18 protein-coding genes are annotated in these 17,743 nt (G+C 56.6%); 12 read left to right on the top strand and 6 right to left on the bottom strand.

Features of this window, described 5'->3' with window-relative positions; translation table 11 throughout:
- Positions 1-51: 51 nt before the first annotated feature.
- Positions 52-984 (bottom strand): nucleotidyl transferase AbiEii/AbiGii toxin family protein, encoded by a 933-nt coding sequence (locus tag FHK95_RS04015; protein ID WP_150303333.1) that lies wholly within the window; start codon positions 982-984, stop codon positions 52-54.
- On the bottom strand, positions 977-1,765 hold the full coding sequence (locus tag FHK95_RS04010; protein ID WP_150303332.1) for a type IV toxin-antitoxin system AbiEi family antitoxin: 789 nt from the start codon (positions 1,763-1,765) through the stop codon (positions 977-979). Before FHK95_RS04010 ends, FHK95_RS04015 begins: the two co-directional genes overlap by 8 nt.
- A 438-nt stretch (positions 1,766-2,203) precedes the next feature.
- Here FHK95_RS04010 and relB point away from each other — a divergent pair, with 438 nt between their 5' ends.
- From relB to FHK95_RS03995, 3 genes are all read left to right on the top strand, one after another.
- Positions 2,204-2,404 (top strand): type II toxin-antitoxin system RelB family antitoxin, encoded by a 201-nt coding sequence (gene relB, locus FHK95_RS04005; RefSeq protein WP_150303331.1) that lies wholly within the window; start codon positions 2,204-2,206, stop codon positions 2,402-2,404.
- Entirely contained in the window at positions 2,385-2,657 is a 273-nt protein-coding gene (locus FHK95_RS04000) for a type II toxin-antitoxin system RelE/ParE family toxin (protein WP_408003589.1), read from the top strand. Before relB ends, FHK95_RS04000 begins: the two co-directional genes overlap by 20 nt.
- A gap of 506 nt (positions 2,658-3,163) precedes the next feature.
- On the top strand, positions 3,164-3,478 hold the full coding sequence (locus FHK95_RS03995; protein WP_150303329.1) for a helix-turn-helix domain-containing protein: 315 nt from the start codon (positions 3,164-3,166) through the stop codon (positions 3,476-3,478).
- Positions 3,479-3,705: 227 nt separating this feature from the next.
- On the opposite strand, the gene FHK95_RS03990 is transcribed toward FHK95_RS03995, so the two are convergent.
- Together FHK95_RS03990 and FHK95_RS03985 are read right to left on the bottom strand one after the other, a co-directional pair.
- On the bottom strand, positions 3,706-5,076 hold the full coding sequence (locus FHK95_RS03990) for a restriction endonuclease subunit S (protein WP_150303328.1): 1,371 nt from the start codon (positions 5,074-5,076) through the stop codon (positions 3,706-3,708).
- Positions 5,066-6,640, bottom strand: a complete 1,575-nt coding sequence (locus FHK95_RS03985) for a class I SAM-dependent DNA methyltransferase (RefSeq protein WP_150303327.1) — start codon at positions 6,638-6,640, stop codon at positions 5,066-5,068. Before FHK95_RS03985 ends, FHK95_RS03990 begins: the two co-directional genes overlap by 11 nt.
- A 468-nt stretch (positions 6,641-7,108) precedes the next feature.
- On the opposite strand from FHK95_RS03985, the gene FHK95_RS03980 reads away from it, so the two are divergent.
- On the top strand, positions 7,109-7,969 hold the full coding sequence (locus FHK95_RS03980) for a restriction endonuclease (protein ID WP_150303326.1): 861 nt from the start codon (positions 7,109-7,111) through the stop codon (positions 7,967-7,969).
- A complete protein-coding gene (locus FHK95_RS03975) occupies positions 7,962-8,609 on the top strand; it encodes a hypothetical protein (RefSeq protein ID WP_150303325.1) in 648 nt (215 codons plus the stop codon). Before FHK95_RS03980 ends, FHK95_RS03975 begins: the two co-directional genes overlap by 8 nt.
- 719 nt (positions 8,610-9,328) lie before the next feature.
- On the opposite strand, the gene FHK95_RS03970 is transcribed toward FHK95_RS03975, so the two are convergent.
- Entirely contained in the window at positions 9,329-10,279 is a 951-nt protein-coding gene (locus tag FHK95_RS03970; protein ID WP_150303324.1) for a LysR family transcriptional regulator, read from the bottom strand.
- Between the two features lie 111 nt (positions 10,280-10,390).
- On the opposite strand from FHK95_RS03970, the gene FHK95_RS03965 reads away from it, so the two are divergent.
- The 6 genes from FHK95_RS03965 (at position 10,391) to FHK95_RS03940 (ending at position 15,433) form a co-directional block, all read left to right on the top strand.
- The gene (locus FHK95_RS03965) at positions 10,391-10,873 is read left to right on the top strand and encodes a DoxX family protein (protein ID WP_150303323.1); all 483 of its coding nucleotides are present in this window, start codon (positions 10,391-10,393) and stop codon (positions 10,871-10,873) included.
- Between the two features lie 75 nt (positions 10,874-10,948).
- Positions 10,949-11,926, top strand: coding sequence for a glutathione S-transferase family protein (locus FHK95_RS03960; protein WP_150303322.1), 978 nt, complete (start codon positions 10,949-10,951; stop codon positions 11,924-11,926).
- 61 nt (positions 11,927-11,987) lie between these two features.
- Positions 11,988-12,686 carry a pirin family protein gene (locus tag FHK95_RS03955; RefSeq protein ID WP_150303321.1) on the top strand — a complete coding sequence of 233 codons (699 nt, stop codon included), beginning with the start codon at positions 11,988-11,990 and terminating at the stop codon, positions 12,684-12,686.
- A gap of 132 nt (positions 12,687-12,818) precedes the next feature.
- Positions 12,819-13,418 carry an NAD(P)H:quinone oxidoreductase gene (gene wrbA / locus FHK95_RS03950; protein ID WP_150303320.1) on the top strand — a complete coding sequence of 200 codons (600 nt, stop codon included), beginning with the start codon at positions 12,819-12,821 and terminating at the stop codon, positions 13,416-13,418.
- A gap of 731 nt (positions 13,419-14,149) precedes the next feature.
- A complete protein-coding gene (locus FHK95_RS03945) occupies positions 14,150-14,866 on the top strand; it encodes a hypothetical protein (protein WP_150303319.1) in 717 nt (238 codons plus the stop codon).
- 123 nt (positions 14,867-14,989) lie between these two features.
- Complete coding sequence (locus tag FHK95_RS03940) at positions 14,990-15,433, top strand: YtoQ family protein (protein ID WP_150303318.1); 444 nt, start codon at positions 14,990-14,992, stop codon at positions 15,431-15,433.
- 79 nt (positions 15,434-15,512) lie between these two features.
- Here FHK95_RS03940 and FHK95_RS03935 read toward each other — a convergent pair whose 3' ends face one another.
- A complete protein-coding gene (locus FHK95_RS03935; protein WP_150303317.1) occupies positions 15,513-16,493 on the bottom strand; it encodes a CHAD domain-containing protein in 981 nt (326 codons plus the stop codon).
- Between the two features lie 189 nt (positions 16,494-16,682).
- On the opposite strand from FHK95_RS03935, the gene FHK95_RS03930 reads away from it, so the two are divergent.
- Positions 16,683-17,669: an LLM class flavin-dependent oxidoreductase gene (locus tag FHK95_RS03930; RefSeq protein ID WP_150303316.1), complete on the top strand. Its 987-nt coding sequence runs from the start codon at positions 16,683-16,685 to the stop codon at positions 17,667-17,669.
- Positions 17,670-17,743 lie beyond the last annotated feature (74 nt).

The following is a 17,743-nucleotide window of genomic DNA, read 5'->3' as shown; positions in this document are numbered from 1 at the left end:
TTCAGGTGATCCAATAGTGCCAGCATTGCCTTCAAGGGCCAAACGTTGGCGCTATTGATTCCCGGCGAGCCATTGGTTCGATACGGATTCGAGCAGAGCAATCTGGTGTTGATGGCGGGCTGCGTTGGTTGCGAGCTTTTCTATATTCATCAGCTTCCAGCGCACAGCAGGTAACTGAGCTGCTGCCGGCTCATCAAACAAACCCCAATCAGGCGTGCCGCGCTTGAATGACAGTAAAAAATCGCGATCACGCTCGGTGAAGTGCACCTGCAGGGCATTCACCATGTCTGTTCGGGTTAGTTCGAGCTGCGCCTGTGTGACAGCCGTATTGGTCATTCCTGCGAACTCGTCCTGGTAGCTTCTGGTCAGCGCCTTCCAGCGCGGGGCCATGAGCTCGTGGATGGGCCGTGGGTGTCCCAGTGCATAGGTCAGAAATCCGGTAAAGACCTCTCGGGTAATCCCTTCGTGATGTAAAAGCATATACACATCAAACAGATCGCGGGGGTGTTGCCGATCCAGCGCGGCGCACAGTTTGCCGCCATACAGGTCCGGAAGGCTCACTACAGCAATTTCGGCATAACCAAATTCATCCTCAACAGCAGCTACCACGGGGAGGGCTGTTGGCTCATGCAGCGTACCCCTGGCCACAGGCGATACCTCGATCTTGATTACCGCGTCGCCACTGCTAACGATCACCCTGAGCTCATCCGGCTTATTGTCTTGCAGTGATGCGTTCAACATCGGCTGCGTCTTCGCCCTGGCAACTATCTGTTGCAGCGCTGCGCGAGCATTCAGCAGGGCCGCATCCCGTGGCTCCAGGGGTAAGTAGGCGAGATCTATATCCACTGACAGGCGAGGGAAATCGCGTATGAACAGATTAATGGCGGTGCCGCCTTTTAGCGCGAAAACGTTCTGCTCGGCGACAATCGGCAGCGTTCTGAGCAGCAGAGCGACCTGCCGATAATAGACCGAGGATTTATCCATGCCTGGGTTGCTCGCTTGTCGCCAGAGAAGGGGGCACGGTTATTTGATATCGCTCATCGTAGCGCCCATTGGTCACTACCTGGCGCTTGCCGGAACCGAGCGTCACCCGGGACTCATCGAGACGTTTGGTCCATTGATGCCCGGACTGATGGCTCAGGAACAGGAACACGCGATTGGTCTGGACAGCGCGGCTGCGCTCGAGCAATGCCTGAACCTTGCGTGGGCTTAAATTGACCAGCCCCTGGAACAGCTCCGCCGCGTGTTCAAAACTGATGTAGTCGCCAACGGCATCTGCTACTTCATAGGCAGCCAGCTCCGGTTTGCTGGCTTTTACTTTCCGTCCATCGACCGTCAGTATCGTGAAATCATCGGCTGACAGGCCGGTCAGTTTGTAATTGCCGCAGTAGCGCCACTCCTGACCCGGGAGTTCACGAAACCATTTGGGGAGAGACTGTCTATTTCCCACGCCGACCCAGATCGCTTCCTGCCCTAGTGATAAATAATGGCTGAGACCCTGCTGCGCCAGACTGCTCAAGCCGGCAAGGTGTACAGGTAAATTTAGCTGTTCGGTCAGCGCCTGGAGAGCATCTGCCGAGTTAGGCGCCGGGGTGGTGCCGGCTGCTGGGCGCACGTATACCCCTGGGGCAAGCTTGCTCAGCCAGCCGCTGGCAACATATTTCTGGGTCAGTGAATAGCCTATGCCGTGACGCGTTAACCACGGTTGCAAGACCAGCGAGCCCGGTAAAGTATGTTCCATTAGCCAGTTTATCTTGGAAGACATAGTCACACCTTGGGTGTTAATAAAGACAATTTGTTAAACCTTTGGTTTGCTCTGGCGTAAATAGTAACCCTTTGGGTGTGAGTTTTCTATACAAAATAAACTGTGCTTAGCAGTGCCGGTAAGTGGGTGTTAATGGCTGTTGACAGTGGGTCCGGCGGGTTGCGCAATAACAAATAGGTGGGCAGCAGGGGTGTAAATCTCCTTAGAGAGCGCAGCAGCGCAGACGACCTGCTAAGGATTTCTTATTAGTTGCCTCCACGGGCACCTCTCCGCCCCAGGATTTGTTATGCAGACACATCTGTCAGATCAGCCTGCCCATGGGTGTGGCCATCACGGTGTAAAATCCTCCACCCTGCTCGACTGCGCCGCAGAATGACCACCCTCTCTGAGCGATAGCTGAATGAAGCTGTATACTGCGTTAAACAGAGGAGATAAACCTTGAGCGCTCATTTATCACCGATCGTTTCTGAATTCGAGACCGAGGAGCAAGCGGCCAGTTATGACCACTGGTTCCGCACCAAGGTGCAGGAAGCGATGAACAGTACAAAGCCAAAACTGGCCCACGACGAAGCCATGTCGAAGGTGCGGGCTGAGCTTGAGAAACGGAGGAAGGCGCGTGCTGACCGTCCGCTGGTCTGAAGAAGCCACCAGCGACCTTATTGAAATCGTCGATTACATAGACCAGCGTAACCACATCGCGGCGGCATCTTTACACGCTGAGATATTGCGCACAGTCGAGAGCCTCCCGACAGCACCCCTTATCTTCAGAGACGGAAGAGTCAGCGGTTCTCGTGAGGCGGTCGTCCATCCAAATTATCTTGTTGTCTACCAAGTGGGCGTTGAGTTCATCGACATTCTGCGAGTCCTGCACGCTCGGCGTGAATACCCGTAAATGAAGAGTGAATCATGGGCGTCTCGTGTCTGCTTCAGGATCAATCCTGCGGGTGATGATCGTATCGAGTTTACTTTTCGCTCGATAGTCATACTCAAAGTGTTAATTTTTCCCGTCATGTAAACTCGCGAGCGGGTGGGGAACGTCGCACCGCGACGAATTGCCGAGGGTCCCCCGGCAGTTTTTACAAAGGGAAGCTCTCTAGTCGATCTCGCCTGCCGCATCATTGCAATATCCCCGCCATGAGTTGTCAAACACGCCAGACGGAACAGTTTTTCTGGTGGAAAATCCACCACCGAGTGGCTGAATTTCCACCATTTGGTGGTGGAAATTACAGCACGACTGCGTCGCATCGTCTGCTACTGGCGCCGGCTTTGCTTGAAAACTATAGGCAATCTGCCTACAACCTCTATTGTCACAGCGCGGGTTGGCGACTACCTGACCGCTGACCAGGAGAAGCAGCTCAAACAGGCCATAACCAAAGAGTTGAGCAAGCGAGGTACCAGATGAACAAGCGCAATCTGTTCGACGAAATGATGCAGGGCATCGATGAGATGGCGGCGCAGCGGGAAGGCAAGATCACCTTGCGCCAGGTGACTGTCGCAGACAGGCCCGCGCCCGAGGTGACGGCAGATGAAATCGTCGCTCTGAGAAAGAAAATGAAGATGTCACAAAGGGTCTTCGCCATGCGCATACGAACCAGTCCTGAAACACTGCGCAACTGGGAACAGAGCAAGGCCAAGCCGAACGCCCAGGCGGCGCTGCTGATAAAGCTGGTCGAGCAGTACCCTGATATGTTTGATCGTCTGGCTAGTGTCTAGACGTTTGACGCGCTCTGAATCAAGGAATGCTCATCTGAGCCCAGTTCCCGCCTCGATCAGGTGAGTCGGTCTCGTTGGACTTCCCTGGCACCGTTTCGCATTTGCTTCCTTCATACGAAACCACGTGTGCCTTGGTAGTCCGCCGTCAGCGGCAGTTGTCGCAAAATCCGCGACAACTGAAACACACGGCATCTCTTGCTGTTTCTACCCGGGGGCCGCGCACTCAGCTATGAGGTCACCTCGGCGACCAGCTGTTCGGCTTCGGGTATGCGCAGTTGGCCGGAGAGGAGTTTGGGGAGGAGGGTGTCGCGGAGCAATTCGAGTTGTCTACTTTCCAGTCGTGTTTCGATTGACTTGTCGAGGAGCGACTTGAATGCATCGCTGCAATCAGCTAGCAGCGTGAGTGGCGGTACAACACATAGAGCTTGGCGCAAATGCTCTCGCTTGATATGACCCATAGTTACAGCCTTATCCGCAGCGATCCGTTGAAATTCTTCGAGATGATGGCATGTGAACTGGTGATAGAACCATTTAGGGAAGCTGTCCGACGTGACCTTGAATAAATGCTGATTCAGCGCCGCCTTTCCGCCGCACCAGATATCGACGACCAAGGATCCTGACCAAGAGAAAACTACATCTCCGTTATCGATGATGCACTCTGGCTTGATATTCGGTGAGGCTTTCTCTTCTCCGTCCGCATATCCTTTCTTCAGCTGAGCAATTTTAACTACCGGTAAATACTCACTCTCGTCGTCTTTTGGTCTGAATTTCTGAAGCGCCAAGCCGTTATGGTAGCTTGCTATGCTATCCAAGGGCTCAGATGTCCACCCCTCCGGCACCCACCCCATAGTTTCGGTAAAGACAAAGCGATCCGGAAACTGCTGGCGGATGGCGGCGGGCAGGGTGTGGGGGTGTTCGGGCGATTGCTGCTGTGCGCCCTTGGCGCGGCGTTCGGCGCGCTCGGCCAGCTCGTCGGGGATCGGATTGCCGGCGGCCAGGGCGTTGTCGATCACCGGATCAAAATCCACAAACCAGCTTTTGAACAACGCCTGCGCCATGGCTTCGAGCGTGGCGTTCATCTCGCGGTTGAGTTCGATTTTGTCGTCGATACTGGACAGGCACTCAGAGATCTTTTTCTGCTCAGAAAGAGATGGCGCTTTGAAAGATATTTTTTCAAATAATGATTTTTTAACGATGGGTGTTCTTGTCGCCGTTGCACCCAATTGGAAAATTTGTTCTCTTTTAGACTTCAAGACGTAAAACAGAAAGTCCATATCAATGATGGACTCGTCCGCAATCACTGTATTAATTTGCTGATTGGTCGCGGCGCGTTGCTTTACGATAGCTGACTTTCCCATTTGCCAGCCTATGCAAGACACAACGATACCTCGGTCGAATATTATTCGGCTGATGCTTTTTTGACCTTCTATCGAAAGCGTACGAGATGTATTCGAGATGTGTTTGAGTTCATCCATGTCGCCGGGAGTTACGAAGAGAACGTCTCCACCAAAGTGCTGATCAAGGGTGCCGGGCGGAGTTTTACCTGTGATGACTCTGGCCACATCGCGTAATTTGTATTCCTTCCATTCACTCCCCATAACCCAACCCCTCCAGATTCCGCCGAATCACCGCATCCAACTCCGCCGATTCTTTCATCTGCCGGTACAGGGTCTGGCTCAGTTCTGACATCTTCTCCTCAAACAGCACACCGTCGTCTTCCACGTCCGCAGCGCCGACGTAGCGGCCGGGCGTCAGCACGTAATCGTTGGCCTTGATCTCATCCAGCGTGGCGGATTTGCAGAAGCCGGGTACGTCCTCGTAAACGGTTTCGCCGTCGAGTTCTCCGCGCCAGGCATGGTAAGTGTGGGCGATGTCGGCGATGTCGTCGGTAGTGAGTTCCTTGTGGGTGCGGTCGATCATGCTGCCCGTGTTGCGGGCGTCAATAAACAGGGTTTCGCCCTGGCGGTCGCGGAAGTGCTTGCGGCCGTCGGTAAACTGCTGGGCGCGCTTGTTCTTGGTCATGAACCACAGGCACACCGGAATCTGTGTGGTGTAGAACAGCTGGCCGGGCAGGGCGATCATGCAATCGATATGGTCGTTCTCGATCAGCTTCTGGCGGATCAGCCCTTCGCCGCTGGTGTTGGTGCTCATGGAGCCGTTGGCCAATACAAAACCGGCCACGCCGTTCTCGCTCAGCTTGGCCAGCATGTGCAGAATCCAGGCGTAGTTGGCGTTGCCGGTGGGCGGTACTTCGTAGCCGGCCCAGCGCGAATCGTGGTTCAGCTCGTTGCTGGCGCGCCATTCCTTCAGGTTGAACGGCGGGTTGGCCATGATGAAGTCGGCTTTCAAATCCGGATGCTGATCCTTGAAGAAGGTATCAGCAGGTACTTCACCCAGGTTGCCGGCAATGCCGCGAATCGCCAGGTTCATCTTCGCCAGCTTGTAGGTGGTGGCAGTCTGTTCCTGACCATAGATGGAGATGTCTTTCTTGTTGCCCTGGTGGTTCTCGATGAACTTGATCGACTGCACAAACATGCCGCCCGACCCGCAGCAGGGGTCATAGATTTTGCCCTGGTAGGGCTCGATCATTTCGGCGATCAGGTTGACCACGCACTTGGGCGTATAGAACTCGCCACCACCCTTGCCCTCGGTGGCGGCAAAATTGCCGAGAAAATACTCATAGACCCGGCCGACCACGTCCTGCTCGTTGTCCGCCACGGTGTCGATGTTGTCGATCGAATCGATCAGCGCAGCCAGCTTGCTCGAATCGAGCCCCAGACGGGAAAAATAATTGTCAGGTAGCGCGCCGCGCAGCGATGGATTGCTCTTCTCGACCGTGTGTAGCGCAGTGTCGATCTTTACCGCGATATCGTCCTGCTTGGCATGCTTTTGAATGTGCGACCAGCGCGACGCTTCCGGCAGGTAGAACACGTTACGCATGGTGTAGAACTCAACCATGTCGACATAATCGCCCTGACCCTGATCGATCAGCTCCTGTCGGCGTGCCTCAAAGGTGTCGCTGACAAACTTCAGAAAGATCAGGCTCAGCACCACGTGCTTGTATTCAGAGGACTCGACGCTGCCGCGCAGCTTGTCCGCGGTATCCCACAGGGTCTGTTCGAAGGACTTGGTCTTCTTGCTGGATGCAGCTTGTTTGCTCATGGATTCGGCTTTGTGAAGGTATAAATCAGCAGGCTACGGACGGGCCGTGAGTAAGCTGAGAAAAGCGGGTAACAGGCATTCCGTTGCGGGGAGCTGACTGCCGTCCCTTGATGGCCGAAGGATAAGCCAGCGGTGTGCGGGATGTCCAAGGTAAAGACGAGCATCGGCGTAGCGCAGGCGCGCTACACCCCCAGGAGCGCGTTTCGGTTGCGGTTGGGTTTCCTGGGGTTGGCGTGCGCCTGCGCGCCGACGGGGTTTGGCTTGTGATTGCCGCGGACCAGTCGATCAAATCTCAACTACAAGAAGTAGCACATGCTTTCGTTGTCGATTGCCCAACGCATCACGATCGCTTCTTCTCCGACATAGCGCTTCGGGGCTGGGAACTTAGCTGTACTCCGCTGTGGCCTTTATTGCGGCGAAGGTTTACCTTACAAGACAAGGCATTAGGCCACTCTCAGGAGCCCATGGATGGCGCGTAGACGTACTTCAACGTTCGAAGACCTGGTAACGATCCTTTCCCGCCTGCCCTGGTGGGTCAGCTTATTGATTGGATTTGTTAGCTGGTTGATTCTGAATCCCGTCGCCAGTAGCCCTGTCGTTATTCCCGCCGGGGTAAAGCCCGGAGATATGTCGGGCGTGATGGTTAGTCAGCTCTGGCATACCTTCGCCATGATCGGCCAATACCTGATTCCCTTCACCTGCCTCATCGGTGCCATAGGCTCCATCTTCAGCCGTCATCGCCGCAAGGCTCTGCTCGAAGACGTTAAAGCCGCGACCCAACCCGGCAAAACCATTGATGGACTCAGCTGGCAGCAGTTCGAGCAGCTCATTGGCGAAGCCTTTCGCAGGCAGGGCTACAACATCACCGAAACCGGCGGTAACGGTCCGGACGGCGGCATAGATCTGATCCTGCGCAAGGGTGGGGAAAAGTACCTGGTGCAGTGCAAGCACTGGCGTTCACAGAAGGTCGGCGTGCCGGTGGTTCGTGAGTTCTTTGGAGCGATGGCGGTGGAAGGGGCTGCAGGGGGATTTGTTGTCACCTCCGGCCAGTTCACTGATGCGGCGAAAGCTTTCGCCTCCGGCCGCAATATCCAGCTCATCGATGGAGCTCGGCTCAAACCATGGCTTGCCCAGCGTCACGCAGCACCTACAGAACCCAAAGTCGCCGAGCCCGCACAGCCAGCCCACCAACCGGTATCTGAGAACCCAATGTGCCCGGTGTGCAACAGCACCATGATCAAACGACTGGCCAAGCGCGGTGCCAACGCAGGCAATGCTTTCTGGGGATGCTCGAAGTACCCAGGGTGTCGTGGGATAGCAAATGTCTGATCGTCGGCAGAAGCTGGAAGAGCTGTTACTGCGCGCCGATTGGGATGATGCGCCGAGACGGGTCAGGAAAGGGCGGAGCAAACACAGCCGATTGTGGCTGTCGATTCTGGGGGTGTGTATCGCGTTTGGTGCCGTTGCAAACTATCTCGACTCGAAGCAGCTGATTTGGCAAAACAACGAGGCATTAGGGACCGGGTCCCCGGTCGCTGTCCGAGCCACCCCAACGATGCTGGATCACGCCCAACCGGCCGCGATTTCTCAATCGAGCAAGCAGCGCGTTGATAACTACGACGAGCAAGTAAACCGCCTGCTGGCTGAGCCTGCGGAAACGCCGTCTACCAGCGAACCTAAGCAAACTGCATTCAACGACGCCAACTACGTCCCGGCTACTCAGGTGAACACAGTAAGCATGAAGCAGCCTCGCTCTGCGATGCCGCTGCAGCCGCCGAAGCCTAATCCTGGGTATGTGACAGTCGTGAAGGAAACGAAGCCGAGTTGTTGGCCATTCAAGCCCGGCAGTACCGAATGCCGCCGCTTCAAGAAGGTGATGAAAAGCGCGCACAACAAGCAGTGTTACAACAGTGAGCATAAATATTCCGCTGCGTGCAGAAAAGCGGGGCTTTATAACCCAGTGAAGTGAAGGGCGATGTTATGGATATGCGGGATCGGGTTGGGGCTGCTTACGGCCACTCTGGGCCAAAAGCGGACATTACCGCAGCATTCGTGGCGCTTTGGCTGGCCCTTCAGCCGGATATGGTTGAGCCAGTGAACCCATATCAAAGTGCCGGTTTCCATAGCTCCTTGGCTAAGCCTGGACTGTTGATAGATCAGCTCAGCGTTGTAGGGCCTGTTGATGGTTTCGCCTGCGCGCACGAGTGGTCAGGCTCGGCTTTTGGTCGTGGTCTCTTTTTATATCTTCGCACCGAGCCGTGTAGCGTCTGTGGGCCGCAACCAATCTAAAGCCCGACGGATTCGATGACCGCCCATTCAGGTGAGTAATCGCTAAGTCCTCGAGAACCATGTAGCGCAAGTAACAGGCTCATGGATGGGCTATCTTGAAGTACTTGATAGTGCGCGAGGTGCACTGGGTACCGACAGGATGCTTGAGTTTCGAAGTTAACGGGCATACCCACCGGCGTAGGAATCGCCCAAACCAAAACACTGGCTTTGTCCAGAGTGTGTCGATAAGTCGTTAATGCCTGGTTAGAGCTCGTTATAGATTTGTACAAGTGGATTTTGTCAGCAAGTGAATTGTCTCCACGGTAGGAATTCGCCGAGTAACCTCTCATCAGCTTTGACTTATTTGAAGGCTGGATTCAGGGCAAGGTCCGAAGACGGGCTGGGTTGTCTAGTCGACGCTTATGCCTTATGTGGAGATTTTTCAGCTGCATTTGCTTTAGGGATCAAAAGACCGCTGTCAGAATCGAAACTCATGCTTCTGAGTTGATCGACAAACCACTTCAGCCCTTTGCCCCTATTGCCGCGCGCCCAAGCCGCCGATATCTCTATGGGCCGTCTTGGTACATCCAATGCCACACGCTCCAACCGACCTTCCGCCAGTTCCCGACTTATCCGATGGCGCGGCAGGTATCCGACGCCCAACCCCTTGGTCTGGACCTCGATCTTGTGCTCGATCGTGGGCACGATAATGCGGCTGCGTCCGTCAAGCAGCCCGGCTGAGCGGACGGGTAAATGCCTTGAGCTGTCGGCCACGATAACCGTCGGGTAATTCTGAATTGCGTTCGCCGGCAGCGGCGTGGGGAGCTTGGTCAAGGGATGACCGGCTGCAACCGCGAACTCGAACACCACCTCTCCAAGTGAATGAAGCGCAAATCCCTGCGCAGGAGGGGGGCCTTCGGCGCCGATCACAAGGTCGCAGCGATTGTCGTTAAGCGCATCCCAGCTGCCGCCGAGAACCTCTTCGATAAGGCGTATCTCGGTCTTGGGCTGCAGCTGCTGGAATGCCTCTATCAAATCGTAGGCCGAGTCGCAGGTCAGTATGCTGTCGACGCAGATACGCAGCTCCACTTCCCAGCCATCTGCGGCCTGCCTGGCCAGTGCGGTTAGCTCATCAGTGGCTTTCAGAATCTGGCGGCCCTGTTCAAGCACTAGGCGCCCGGTCGCCGTCAGCTCTGCTTTTCGCCGGCTGCGATCAAACAATGCGACACCGAGTTCCTCCTCCAGCTTGTTGATCGTGTAGGACACCGCAGACGGGACGCGAAACAGCTCGTCCGCCGCTGCGGCGAAGCTGCGGCGGCGATCTATCGCGTCGAGCGTTCTTAAAGCATCCAGTGTCAGTGGTGAAATCATAGTTCAGTTTTCCTGACTGTATTGGTCAAATTGTTCCGCTATTACGGTTAGAGCCTAGTAATTATAGTGCACGCATCAACCAGCCACACTGACATTTTGAGGAAGCACACGATGAACTCAGCAATCTACCGCGCACTGTCGACCGACAACAATCTCACTAGCCTGGCACTGCGCATCCCTGCAGGCATCATTTTCGTCGCCCACGGCGCCCAGAAATTGTTTGGCAGCTTCGGTGGCTACGGGCTGGAAGGCACCGGCCAGTGGATGGCCTCCATCGGCCTGGAGCCCGGATACCTCATGGCATTGGGTGCAGGTAGCGCAGAGCTTTTTGGCGGTATCGCACTCTTGATCGGGCTGTTGACCCGGCCTGCAGCAATGGGGCTGGCCATTACGATGCTGGTTGCCATATTCGCGGTCCATCTCCCCAACGGCCTGTTCATGAGCAACGACGGTTACGAGTTCGCGCTAGCACTGCTGGCCATGTCAGTAGGACTGGTATTCAGCGGTGGCGGAGCCTTTTCGGTCGATCGGCAGTTGACCGCTCACCGCCGTGCGTCGGGCCTGATCCCTACAGGAACCCTGTCCGGACAATAAGCTTCACCGACCTTTCAGACACACCGGGGGAGAAAATCCCCCGGTGCTCTCTCAACGAACAGTAGAGGTATCAAGATGGGCTTGCTTATAGAAGGCCAGTGGGTTGACCGCTGGTACGACACCGAATCCAACAATGGCCGCTTTGCTCGCAGCGAAGCGCAGTATCGCAACTGGATCACAGCCGATGGCAGTCCCGGGCCGACTGGCACCGGTGGCTTTCAGGCCGAAGCCGGCCGTTACCATCTTTACGTCTCTCTGGCGTGTCCCTGGGCGCATAGAACACTTATCTTTCGCAAATTGAAGGGATTGGAATCGATGATTTCGGTCTCGGTGGTCAACCCTTTGATGGCAGAAGACGGCTGGACCTTTGCGCCTGATGACGGCGTGATAGCCGACCCGGTGAACGCAGCGCAGTACCTTCATCAGATCTATACCGCTGATGATCCTGATTACACAGGGCGTGTGACAGTCCCCGTGCTTTGGGACAAACAGCAAAACCTTCTGGTCAGCAACGAATCAGCCGAGATCATCAGGATGCTCAACTCTGCATTCGACGAAATAGGTGCGAAACCTGGCGACTATTATCCGGAAGCACTGCGGCGAGAAATCGACGAGATCAATGCCAAGGTCTATGACAGGGTTAACAACGGGGTCTACAAGGCGGGTTTCGCTACAACCCAGGATGCCTATGAACAGGCCGTGCTGCCCTTGTTCGAGATGCTGGATGAACTGGAGCAACGCCTGGCGACGCAGCGTTACCTGCTTGGCGACCAGATTACGGAAGCAGACTGGCGTCTGTTTACCACCCTGATTCGCTTTGATGCCGTTTACCACGGTCACTTCAAATGCAACCTGAAGCGAATCGAGGACTATCCGCATATCGCCGGCTACGTTCGTGAGCTTTATCAATGGCCCGGCATAGCCGAGACGGTGAACATGAAACACATCAAAGAGCACTACTACCGTAGCCACGCCTCCATCAATCCAACTGGTGTCGTGCCGGCAGGTCCAGTGTTGGACCTGGTTCGCCCTCACGGTCGGGAGCGAGCGTGAAACACTTCGTAAATGGGGCGAGATTGCTACAGCTCGTGCTTATCGAACAGGAGATACAGCAATGATCGAACTGCGTCCGTACAAAGAACTGGGCGGCGCCCGCCACGGTTGGCTGGATACGCGTCACCATTTCTCATTCGCCGAATATCACGATCCCAAGCGTATGCACTGGGGGCGTCTGCGAGTCTGGAACGATGACACCATCGCGCCGCACTCGGGGTTTCCCCGGCACTCGCACCGCGACATGGAGATCATCACTTACGTGCGTAAAGGTGCTATCACGCACCAGGATAATCTTGGCAATCGTGGCCGCACGGAAGCAGGTGACGTGCAGGTGATGAGTGCTGGAACCGGTATTGCTCACAGCGAGATGAACGAGGAAGACGAAGTAACCCAGATCTTTCAGATATGGATCATGCCGAACGAATCCGGCCTGCCACCATCCTGGGGCACCAAGCCGTTTCCAAAGGGCGAGCGCGGCGGATCGTTCGTCACACTCGCCAGTGGCGCGCCGGAGGATACCGGCGCATTGCCGATCAGAGCGGACGCTCGCTTGGTAGCTGCCACGCTGCAGGCTGGCGAAACGGCGGAATACCGCATCGCAGCCGGACGCAAGATCTACCTGGTACCGGCTAGCGGACGAATCCAGGTCAACGAGGTAGAGGCGGTGGCTGGCGACGGCGTGGCGATTCGCGACGAAGAGCTGCTGCAGGTCACAGCCCTTGAAGAGAGTGAAATCGTCCTTGTGGATGTGGCGTAAGTCCGGCTTCCACGCCGGGGCGCATCTTGAACAACGGCCAGCAGAGAGGCTCCAATGGGCTTATTAAGCAATTGGATCACCCGGTTAAAGGGCGGTTCACGCAATGCAAACACACCGAAAGAGGAAGTGAAAATGACTAAAGTCCTAGTGCTCTATCATTCAATGTACGGCCACATCGAAACCATGGCCAACACGGTAGCCGAAGGAGCGCGCAGCGTTTCAGGCGTCGAAGTTGTGGTCAAGCGGGTACCCGAAACCATGAATGCGGAAACCTTCGCGGCGGCAGGCGGCAAGACTGACCAGAGCGCGCCGGAAGCGACGCCGTCGGAATTGGCTGATTATGATGCCATCATCATTGGTACACCCACCCGCTTCGGAAACATGTCCGCTCAGATGCGCACCTTCTTCGATCAGACCGGCGGGCTCTGGGCCAAGGGCGCTCTGGCAGGCAAGGTTGCCAGCGTGTTCACCTCCACCGGGACCGGTGGCGGCGAGGAAATGACCATCACCTCCACCTGGACCACACTCGCTCACCATGGGATGGTCATCGTGCCGATCGGCTATACCACTCCGGAGCTGTTCGATATCTCGCAAGTCGGCGGTGGCACGCCTTACGGCGCGTCAACTATCGCAGGTGGCGACGGGTCTCGTCAGCCGGACGAGCGTGAGTTGGCTATCGCCCGTCACCAGGGTAAACACGTCGCACAAATCGCAGCCAAGCTCAAAAGTTAAAATCGATATGCTGTCGCTGGAGCGGTAAATCTTCAGCGGCAGAAAGGTTGCGGAAAAGGGGACAGATGTATTTTCTGTACGCTAAACGCCCGCTTCTGGGCCGAAAGCAGCCGTTCGGAGAGGAAAGGTGATCTTATTGTTCTCGGCAACTTCTCCGGCCGGGAAAGTGGCCGCTTCTCAAGCGATCATCGCGGAGTGGCCAGCGCCGTGCCCAGTGCGGTGGTCGCGAGGGTCGATGTGAGGGCCCCGCATTTAGACGTTGGAGGACAAGCAGGAGCTCGCTTGCTCATCTAACTGATCCCGAGCCTTCAGAAGATTGCACCGACGCCGCCCTCGGCTCCCCAACCGCCCACTCTTTGGGAAAGCGGCGGATCAATAGCGTCAGGAAAAAGCCCACGGACAGCACCACAAAAGTGAAGCTAAACGCTACGGTGAAGCCACCGGTGGTTTCGATCAGCCAGCCGGCGATGGCGGGACCGAGGAATTGACCGAAGGCATAGCAGGGTCGCGAAACTGAACGCGATGGGGATGCAGCGGGGCGCTACCTGATCCGTAGCACTGTCTGAATCATCGCAAACAGTCCGTTGACCGAAGCGCCCATCACCAGATAGCAACCCGCCCAGGCCGATAACATCGTGCTTAAAATGTGCGCAAAATCACCATTTTCATTGTCATACGCGCATGGCATCTCTGGCCCCACATCTGTTAATCGAGGAGCTTCCGTTTAGCCCATGGTTGAGTGGATTGAAGCAAACCAGACGATAATCGAGATCGGCGTTAGCATCGCGACGATGCTTATCTGGCTGATATACGCCCAGTTGTTGTATTTCGGCTTTCGCCGGCAGCGCACGCCCCGGGTGATCATCAACCGCGGCAGGGAAAAGGATCTGGACGCGCTGTGCATCATCAGCAACATGAGCAAGGAGGCAATCTATGTGGAGTATCTTCTCGCTACTCTCAAAACCTCGGTGGGCAATATCACAATGGATGTCACGGATTTTGAACAGTCCGTTACCGAGGAGCGTGAGGATGAAGAGGGCGATCGGAAAGCTGTACCGGTGACACCCGAGAACGTGCGTGAAAATACTCGACAGGGCCCGCTCCTCTCGGGTGAGTTCATGCATATCGGTACGTTTGGTGGTCTCGTCAAGCGCCTGGCGCGGCATGCTGGCATACCGATGCAGGGCTATCGCCCTGAGGGTGACATACGTTTGGAATGTCTGACTATCCAGCTTATCGCGCTGTACGGCCCGGAACCTCGGCCGATTAGCGCCACTCGAGACTTCAATATCAAAAGCGACCATGCCGGGAGCACATTGACTCCTACGTCCTGGGGTACCCGGCAGGGTATTTCGTTCCTGCACCGTCGCCATTTGAGCAAAAAGGTGAACGAGTTGAACAACTCCAACTTCTCGGTGGACTCTACCGTCCGCCTGGACAAGGATTAGCCCTGGACGGCCCGCGTAGCTGGTTGGGCTGTGCTCATCCGATTGGCTTGAAGCCGAGTCTTACAGATCCGTAAAATGGGACGGATTGAACTGACCCCAATTTCCGACAAACTGAGGTACCGCATGATCTGGACTGTTTATTTATCCGGTGAGATCCATTCCGATTGGCGCAATCGGGTTCAAGCCGGGGCGGAAGCCGCCGGGTTGCCGGTGGAATTCACCGCGCCTGTCACGCACCACGAAGCCAGCGATGCTGCCGGCGATGTGCTGGGCAAGCCTGAGGTGCCGTTTTGGCGCGATCATCAGTCCGCCAAGGTTAACGGCATTCGCACCAAGACGCTGCTGGAGCAGTGCGATGTGGCAGTGATCCGCTTCGGCGACAAGTACAAACAGTGGAACGCGGCCTTCGATGCCGGTTACTGCGCCGCCATCGGTACGCCCTACATTACGCTTCACGATGACGACATCATCCATCCGCTGAAGGAGGTGGACGCAGCGGCGATGGCATGGGCACAGACACCGGAGCAGGTGGTTGAGGTATTGAAGTACGTTACTTCAGCCAAATAACGCCGCCGCTGAAGACCGCGAAGCCAGTAATCCATGAAGGCAGAAGCCGAGCGGCCGGGCTTTCTCCATGGGGGCCGGTTCAAGGGAGACAGTGGTTACGCCTGGGATTCACCACGCCGCACTCGCTGCCCCGAAACGTTTGGCTAGCGCGTTTACTGCTGAACCCATCGCGCCGAGTGAGCTTCCACAGGCGAGCCCACCTTTTGTGCAGTACCGCGGGTGAGTCGACGTACAGCCGGTGCCCCAGTGTAAAGGCGGCTGATTGCAATTCTTCGCGGCGCTGGCTGGCGGCAAACGCAATCTGGTTACGCGTGAGTTCTGCGCCGAACAACGCCGGTTCATTTTCGATCAGTGTGCAGAGTACGAACAGGTCATGCTCGTCGCCGAGCAGTTCGGAGAGCTCCTTGAGTAATCGAGAACGTTGTTTGAACAGAGCCGGCCAGCTCAGCAGCAGTAACCGGGTGTGATACCAGTGATCCTTGACCCGCTTGCGCCATTCGTGAAGATTGTGCGCGTTCGGCTCTTGGATGGCGGTTTTCAGCGCTTTGCGCCCGTCGCGATAGGTTCGCTCCAGACCGTCTGCATAGAGCGAGAAGCCGCTGCGGTCCAGTTTCAGGGAGCCGATATCACCCTCCAGCGCTGCTATCGCCACCAGTACATCGGCTATGGCGGCATCCTCTGACTGGTTACCTGCGCTGGGTATGCGATCTGCGAGGCGTTTACGCACGGTTTGCACCGGCGGGCTAGAGAACAGTTTGTCGTTCGCTGCGGCCAGCGCGTCCCAACTCTCGATCAGGGCAGTGGCGTCTCGCGACGCAGCGAGCGACCGGCTGGCGTCGCGCAGGCGCTGGTTGTCCCTGGCGAAGTGTTTGCCGAGCGGCTTGCGCACCAGCCGAAGCAGGGCGCGGGTTTCCTTGAACCGTTTGCGGGCCTGATGCACGCCCTGTGCGCGCTCGCTGGCCGGCGCCTCAAGTGCGGCGCGGGCCTTGCGCAAACGCTTGCGCGCGACGCGGACGACTTCCTTAGCGGCGTTTCGATCGGGGCGAAGACGATAGGACATTGGATCCCCTACTTGATAGGTTGATTGTGTTCAGCCTCGGGTGTTGCACCCCTTGCAATACAGTTTTTCGATGCTTGTGATTGTAGCCACGATTGATCTCAACCAGACTGGGCCATCCAATTGCCTTGAAGCCGAGTCTTTCAGATCGCCTGCCCAGCAGGCGACTTTTTTATCAAAGGAAACCCTTACATGATCCCGCTTTCTATTCTTGAACTTGGGCGTGTGCGTCAAGGGGCAGACGCACGTACCGCACTCAACGAGGCTCGCACCCTGGCTCAGCACGCTGAGCGTCTGGGCTACCGCCGCATCTGGGTGGCCGAGCATCACAATATGCCGGGCGTGACCACCGCAGCTACTTCGGTCGTTATTGCCCACATCGCTGCCGGGACCAGCAGCATCCGCGTGGGCGCTGGCGGCATCATGCTGCCTAATCATGCGCCTTATGTGATTGCAGAGCAGTTCGGCACCCTGGAAACTCTGTTTCCTGGACGCATCGACCTCGGGCTGGGCCGCGCGCCGGGGACCGATCAGATGACGTTGCGAGCGTTGCGCCGCAACCCGGCCAACGCCGAGAATTTCCCCCAGGATGTTCAAGAGCTACAGGGGTTTCTTGGGCCCAGGAAGGCCGGTCGGCGCATCGAGGCTATACCTGGCGTGGACACCAATGTGCCGCTCTGGATTTTGGGCTCCAGCCTGTTCGGTGCGCAGTTGGCGGCGGCCCTGGGGCTGCCTTATGGCTTCGCATCGCATTTCGCACCCCAGGCGCTTCACCAGGCGTTAGACGTGTATCGTTCGACCTTCAAACCATCGGCGCAGGCGGACAAGCCCTATGCGCTGGTCGGGGTTAACGTGATTGCAGCCGAGACGGATGAGGAAGCACGTTATCTCGCTACCTCACAGCAGATGTCGTTCACCGACCTGTTTCGCGGGACACGCGGCCTGATGCAGCCACCGATCGAGGATATCGATACCTACTGGTCCCCTCAGGAGAAGGCTCAGGCAGGGCAGATGCTCAGCTGCAGTGTTGTTGGCAGCCGTGAAAGCGTGCGCCGCGGCCTGCAACAGCTCATTGCGGACACCGCAGCGGACGAACTGATGATCGTCTGCGATATCTTCGACCCGGAGAAGCGGCTGATGTCACTGCAACTCATTGCAGAGGCTCTGCAGGAGGGGTGATGGCCGAAGGATAAGCCAGCGGTGTGCGGGATGTCCGAGGTGAAGACGAGCATCGGCGTAGCGCAGGCGCGCTA

This window comes from Pseudomonas saliphila (genome assembly GCF_008638345.1).
Lineage (GTDB): Bacteria > Pseudomonadota > Gammaproteobacteria > Pseudomonadales > Pseudomonadaceae > Halopseudomonas > Halopseudomonas saliphila.
This window is presented reverse-complemented; position numbering and strand designations above follow the sequence as displayed.

What these genes read in the sequence shown, in the direction of transcription:
- FHK95_RS03985 (WP_150303327.1), bottom strand. Translation starts at nt 6,640, where the DNA reads ATGAGCAAACAAGCTGCATCCAGCAAGAAGACCAAGTCCTTCGAACAG.
- FHK95_RS03955 (WP_150303321.1), top strand. Translation starts at nt 11,988, where the DNA reads ATGATCGAACTGCGTCCGTACAAAGAACTGGGCGGCGCCCGCCACGGT.
- FHK95_RS03940 (WP_150303318.1), top strand. Translation starts at nt 14,990, where the DNA reads ATGATCTGGACTGTTTATTTATCCGGTGAGATCCATTCCGATTGGCGC.
- FHK95_RS03970 (WP_150303324.1), bottom strand. Translation starts at nt 10,279, where the DNA reads ATGATTTCACCACTGACACTGGATGCTTTAAGAACGCTCGACGCGATA.
- FHK95_RS03990 (WP_150303328.1), bottom strand. Translation starts at nt 5,076, where the DNA reads ATGGGGAGTGAATGGAAGGAATACAAATTACGCGATGTGGCCAGAGTC.
- FHK95_RS03995 (WP_150303329.1), top strand. Translation starts at nt 3,164, where the DNA reads ATGAACAAGCGCAATCTGTTCGACGAAATGATGCAGGGCATCGATGAG.
- FHK95_RS03960 (WP_150303322.1), top strand. Translation starts at nt 10,949, where the DNA reads ATGGGCTTGCTTATAGAAGGCCAGTGGGTTGACCGCTGGTACGACACC.
- FHK95_RS04015 (WP_150303333.1), bottom strand. Translation starts at nt 984, where the DNA reads ATGGATAAATCCTCGGTCTATTATCGGCAGGTCGCTCTGCTGCTCAGA.
- FHK95_RS03935 (WP_150303317.1), bottom strand. Translation starts at nt 16,493, where the DNA reads ATGTCCTATCGTCTTCGCCCCGATCGAAACGCCGCTAAGGAAGTCGTC.
- wrbA (WP_150303320.1), top strand. Translation starts at nt 12,819, where the DNA reads ATGACTAAAGTCCTAGTGCTCTATCATTCAATGTACGGCCACATCGAA.
- FHK95_RS03930 (WP_150303316.1), top strand. Translation starts at nt 16,683, where the DNA reads ATGATCCCGCTTTCTATTCTTGAACTTGGGCGTGTGCGTCAAGGGGCA.
- FHK95_RS03975 (WP_150303325.1), top strand. Translation starts at nt 7,962, where the DNA reads ATGTCTGATCGTCGGCAGAAGCTGGAAGAGCTGTTACTGCGCGCCGAT.
- FHK95_RS04010 (WP_150303332.1), bottom strand. Translation starts at nt 1,765, where the DNA reads ATGTCTTCCAAGATAAACTGGCTAATGGAACATACTTTACCGGGCTCG.
- FHK95_RS03965 (WP_150303323.1), top strand. Translation starts at nt 10,391, where the DNA reads ATGAACTCAGCAATCTACCGCGCACTGTCGACCGACAACAATCTCACT.
- FHK95_RS03945 (WP_150303319.1), top strand. Translation starts at nt 14,150, where the DNA reads ATGGTTGAGTGGATTGAAGCAAACCAGACGATAATCGAGATCGGCGTT.
- FHK95_RS03980 (WP_150303326.1), top strand. Translation starts at nt 7,109, where the DNA reads ATGGCGCGTAGACGTACTTCAACGTTCGAAGACCTGGTAACGATCCTT.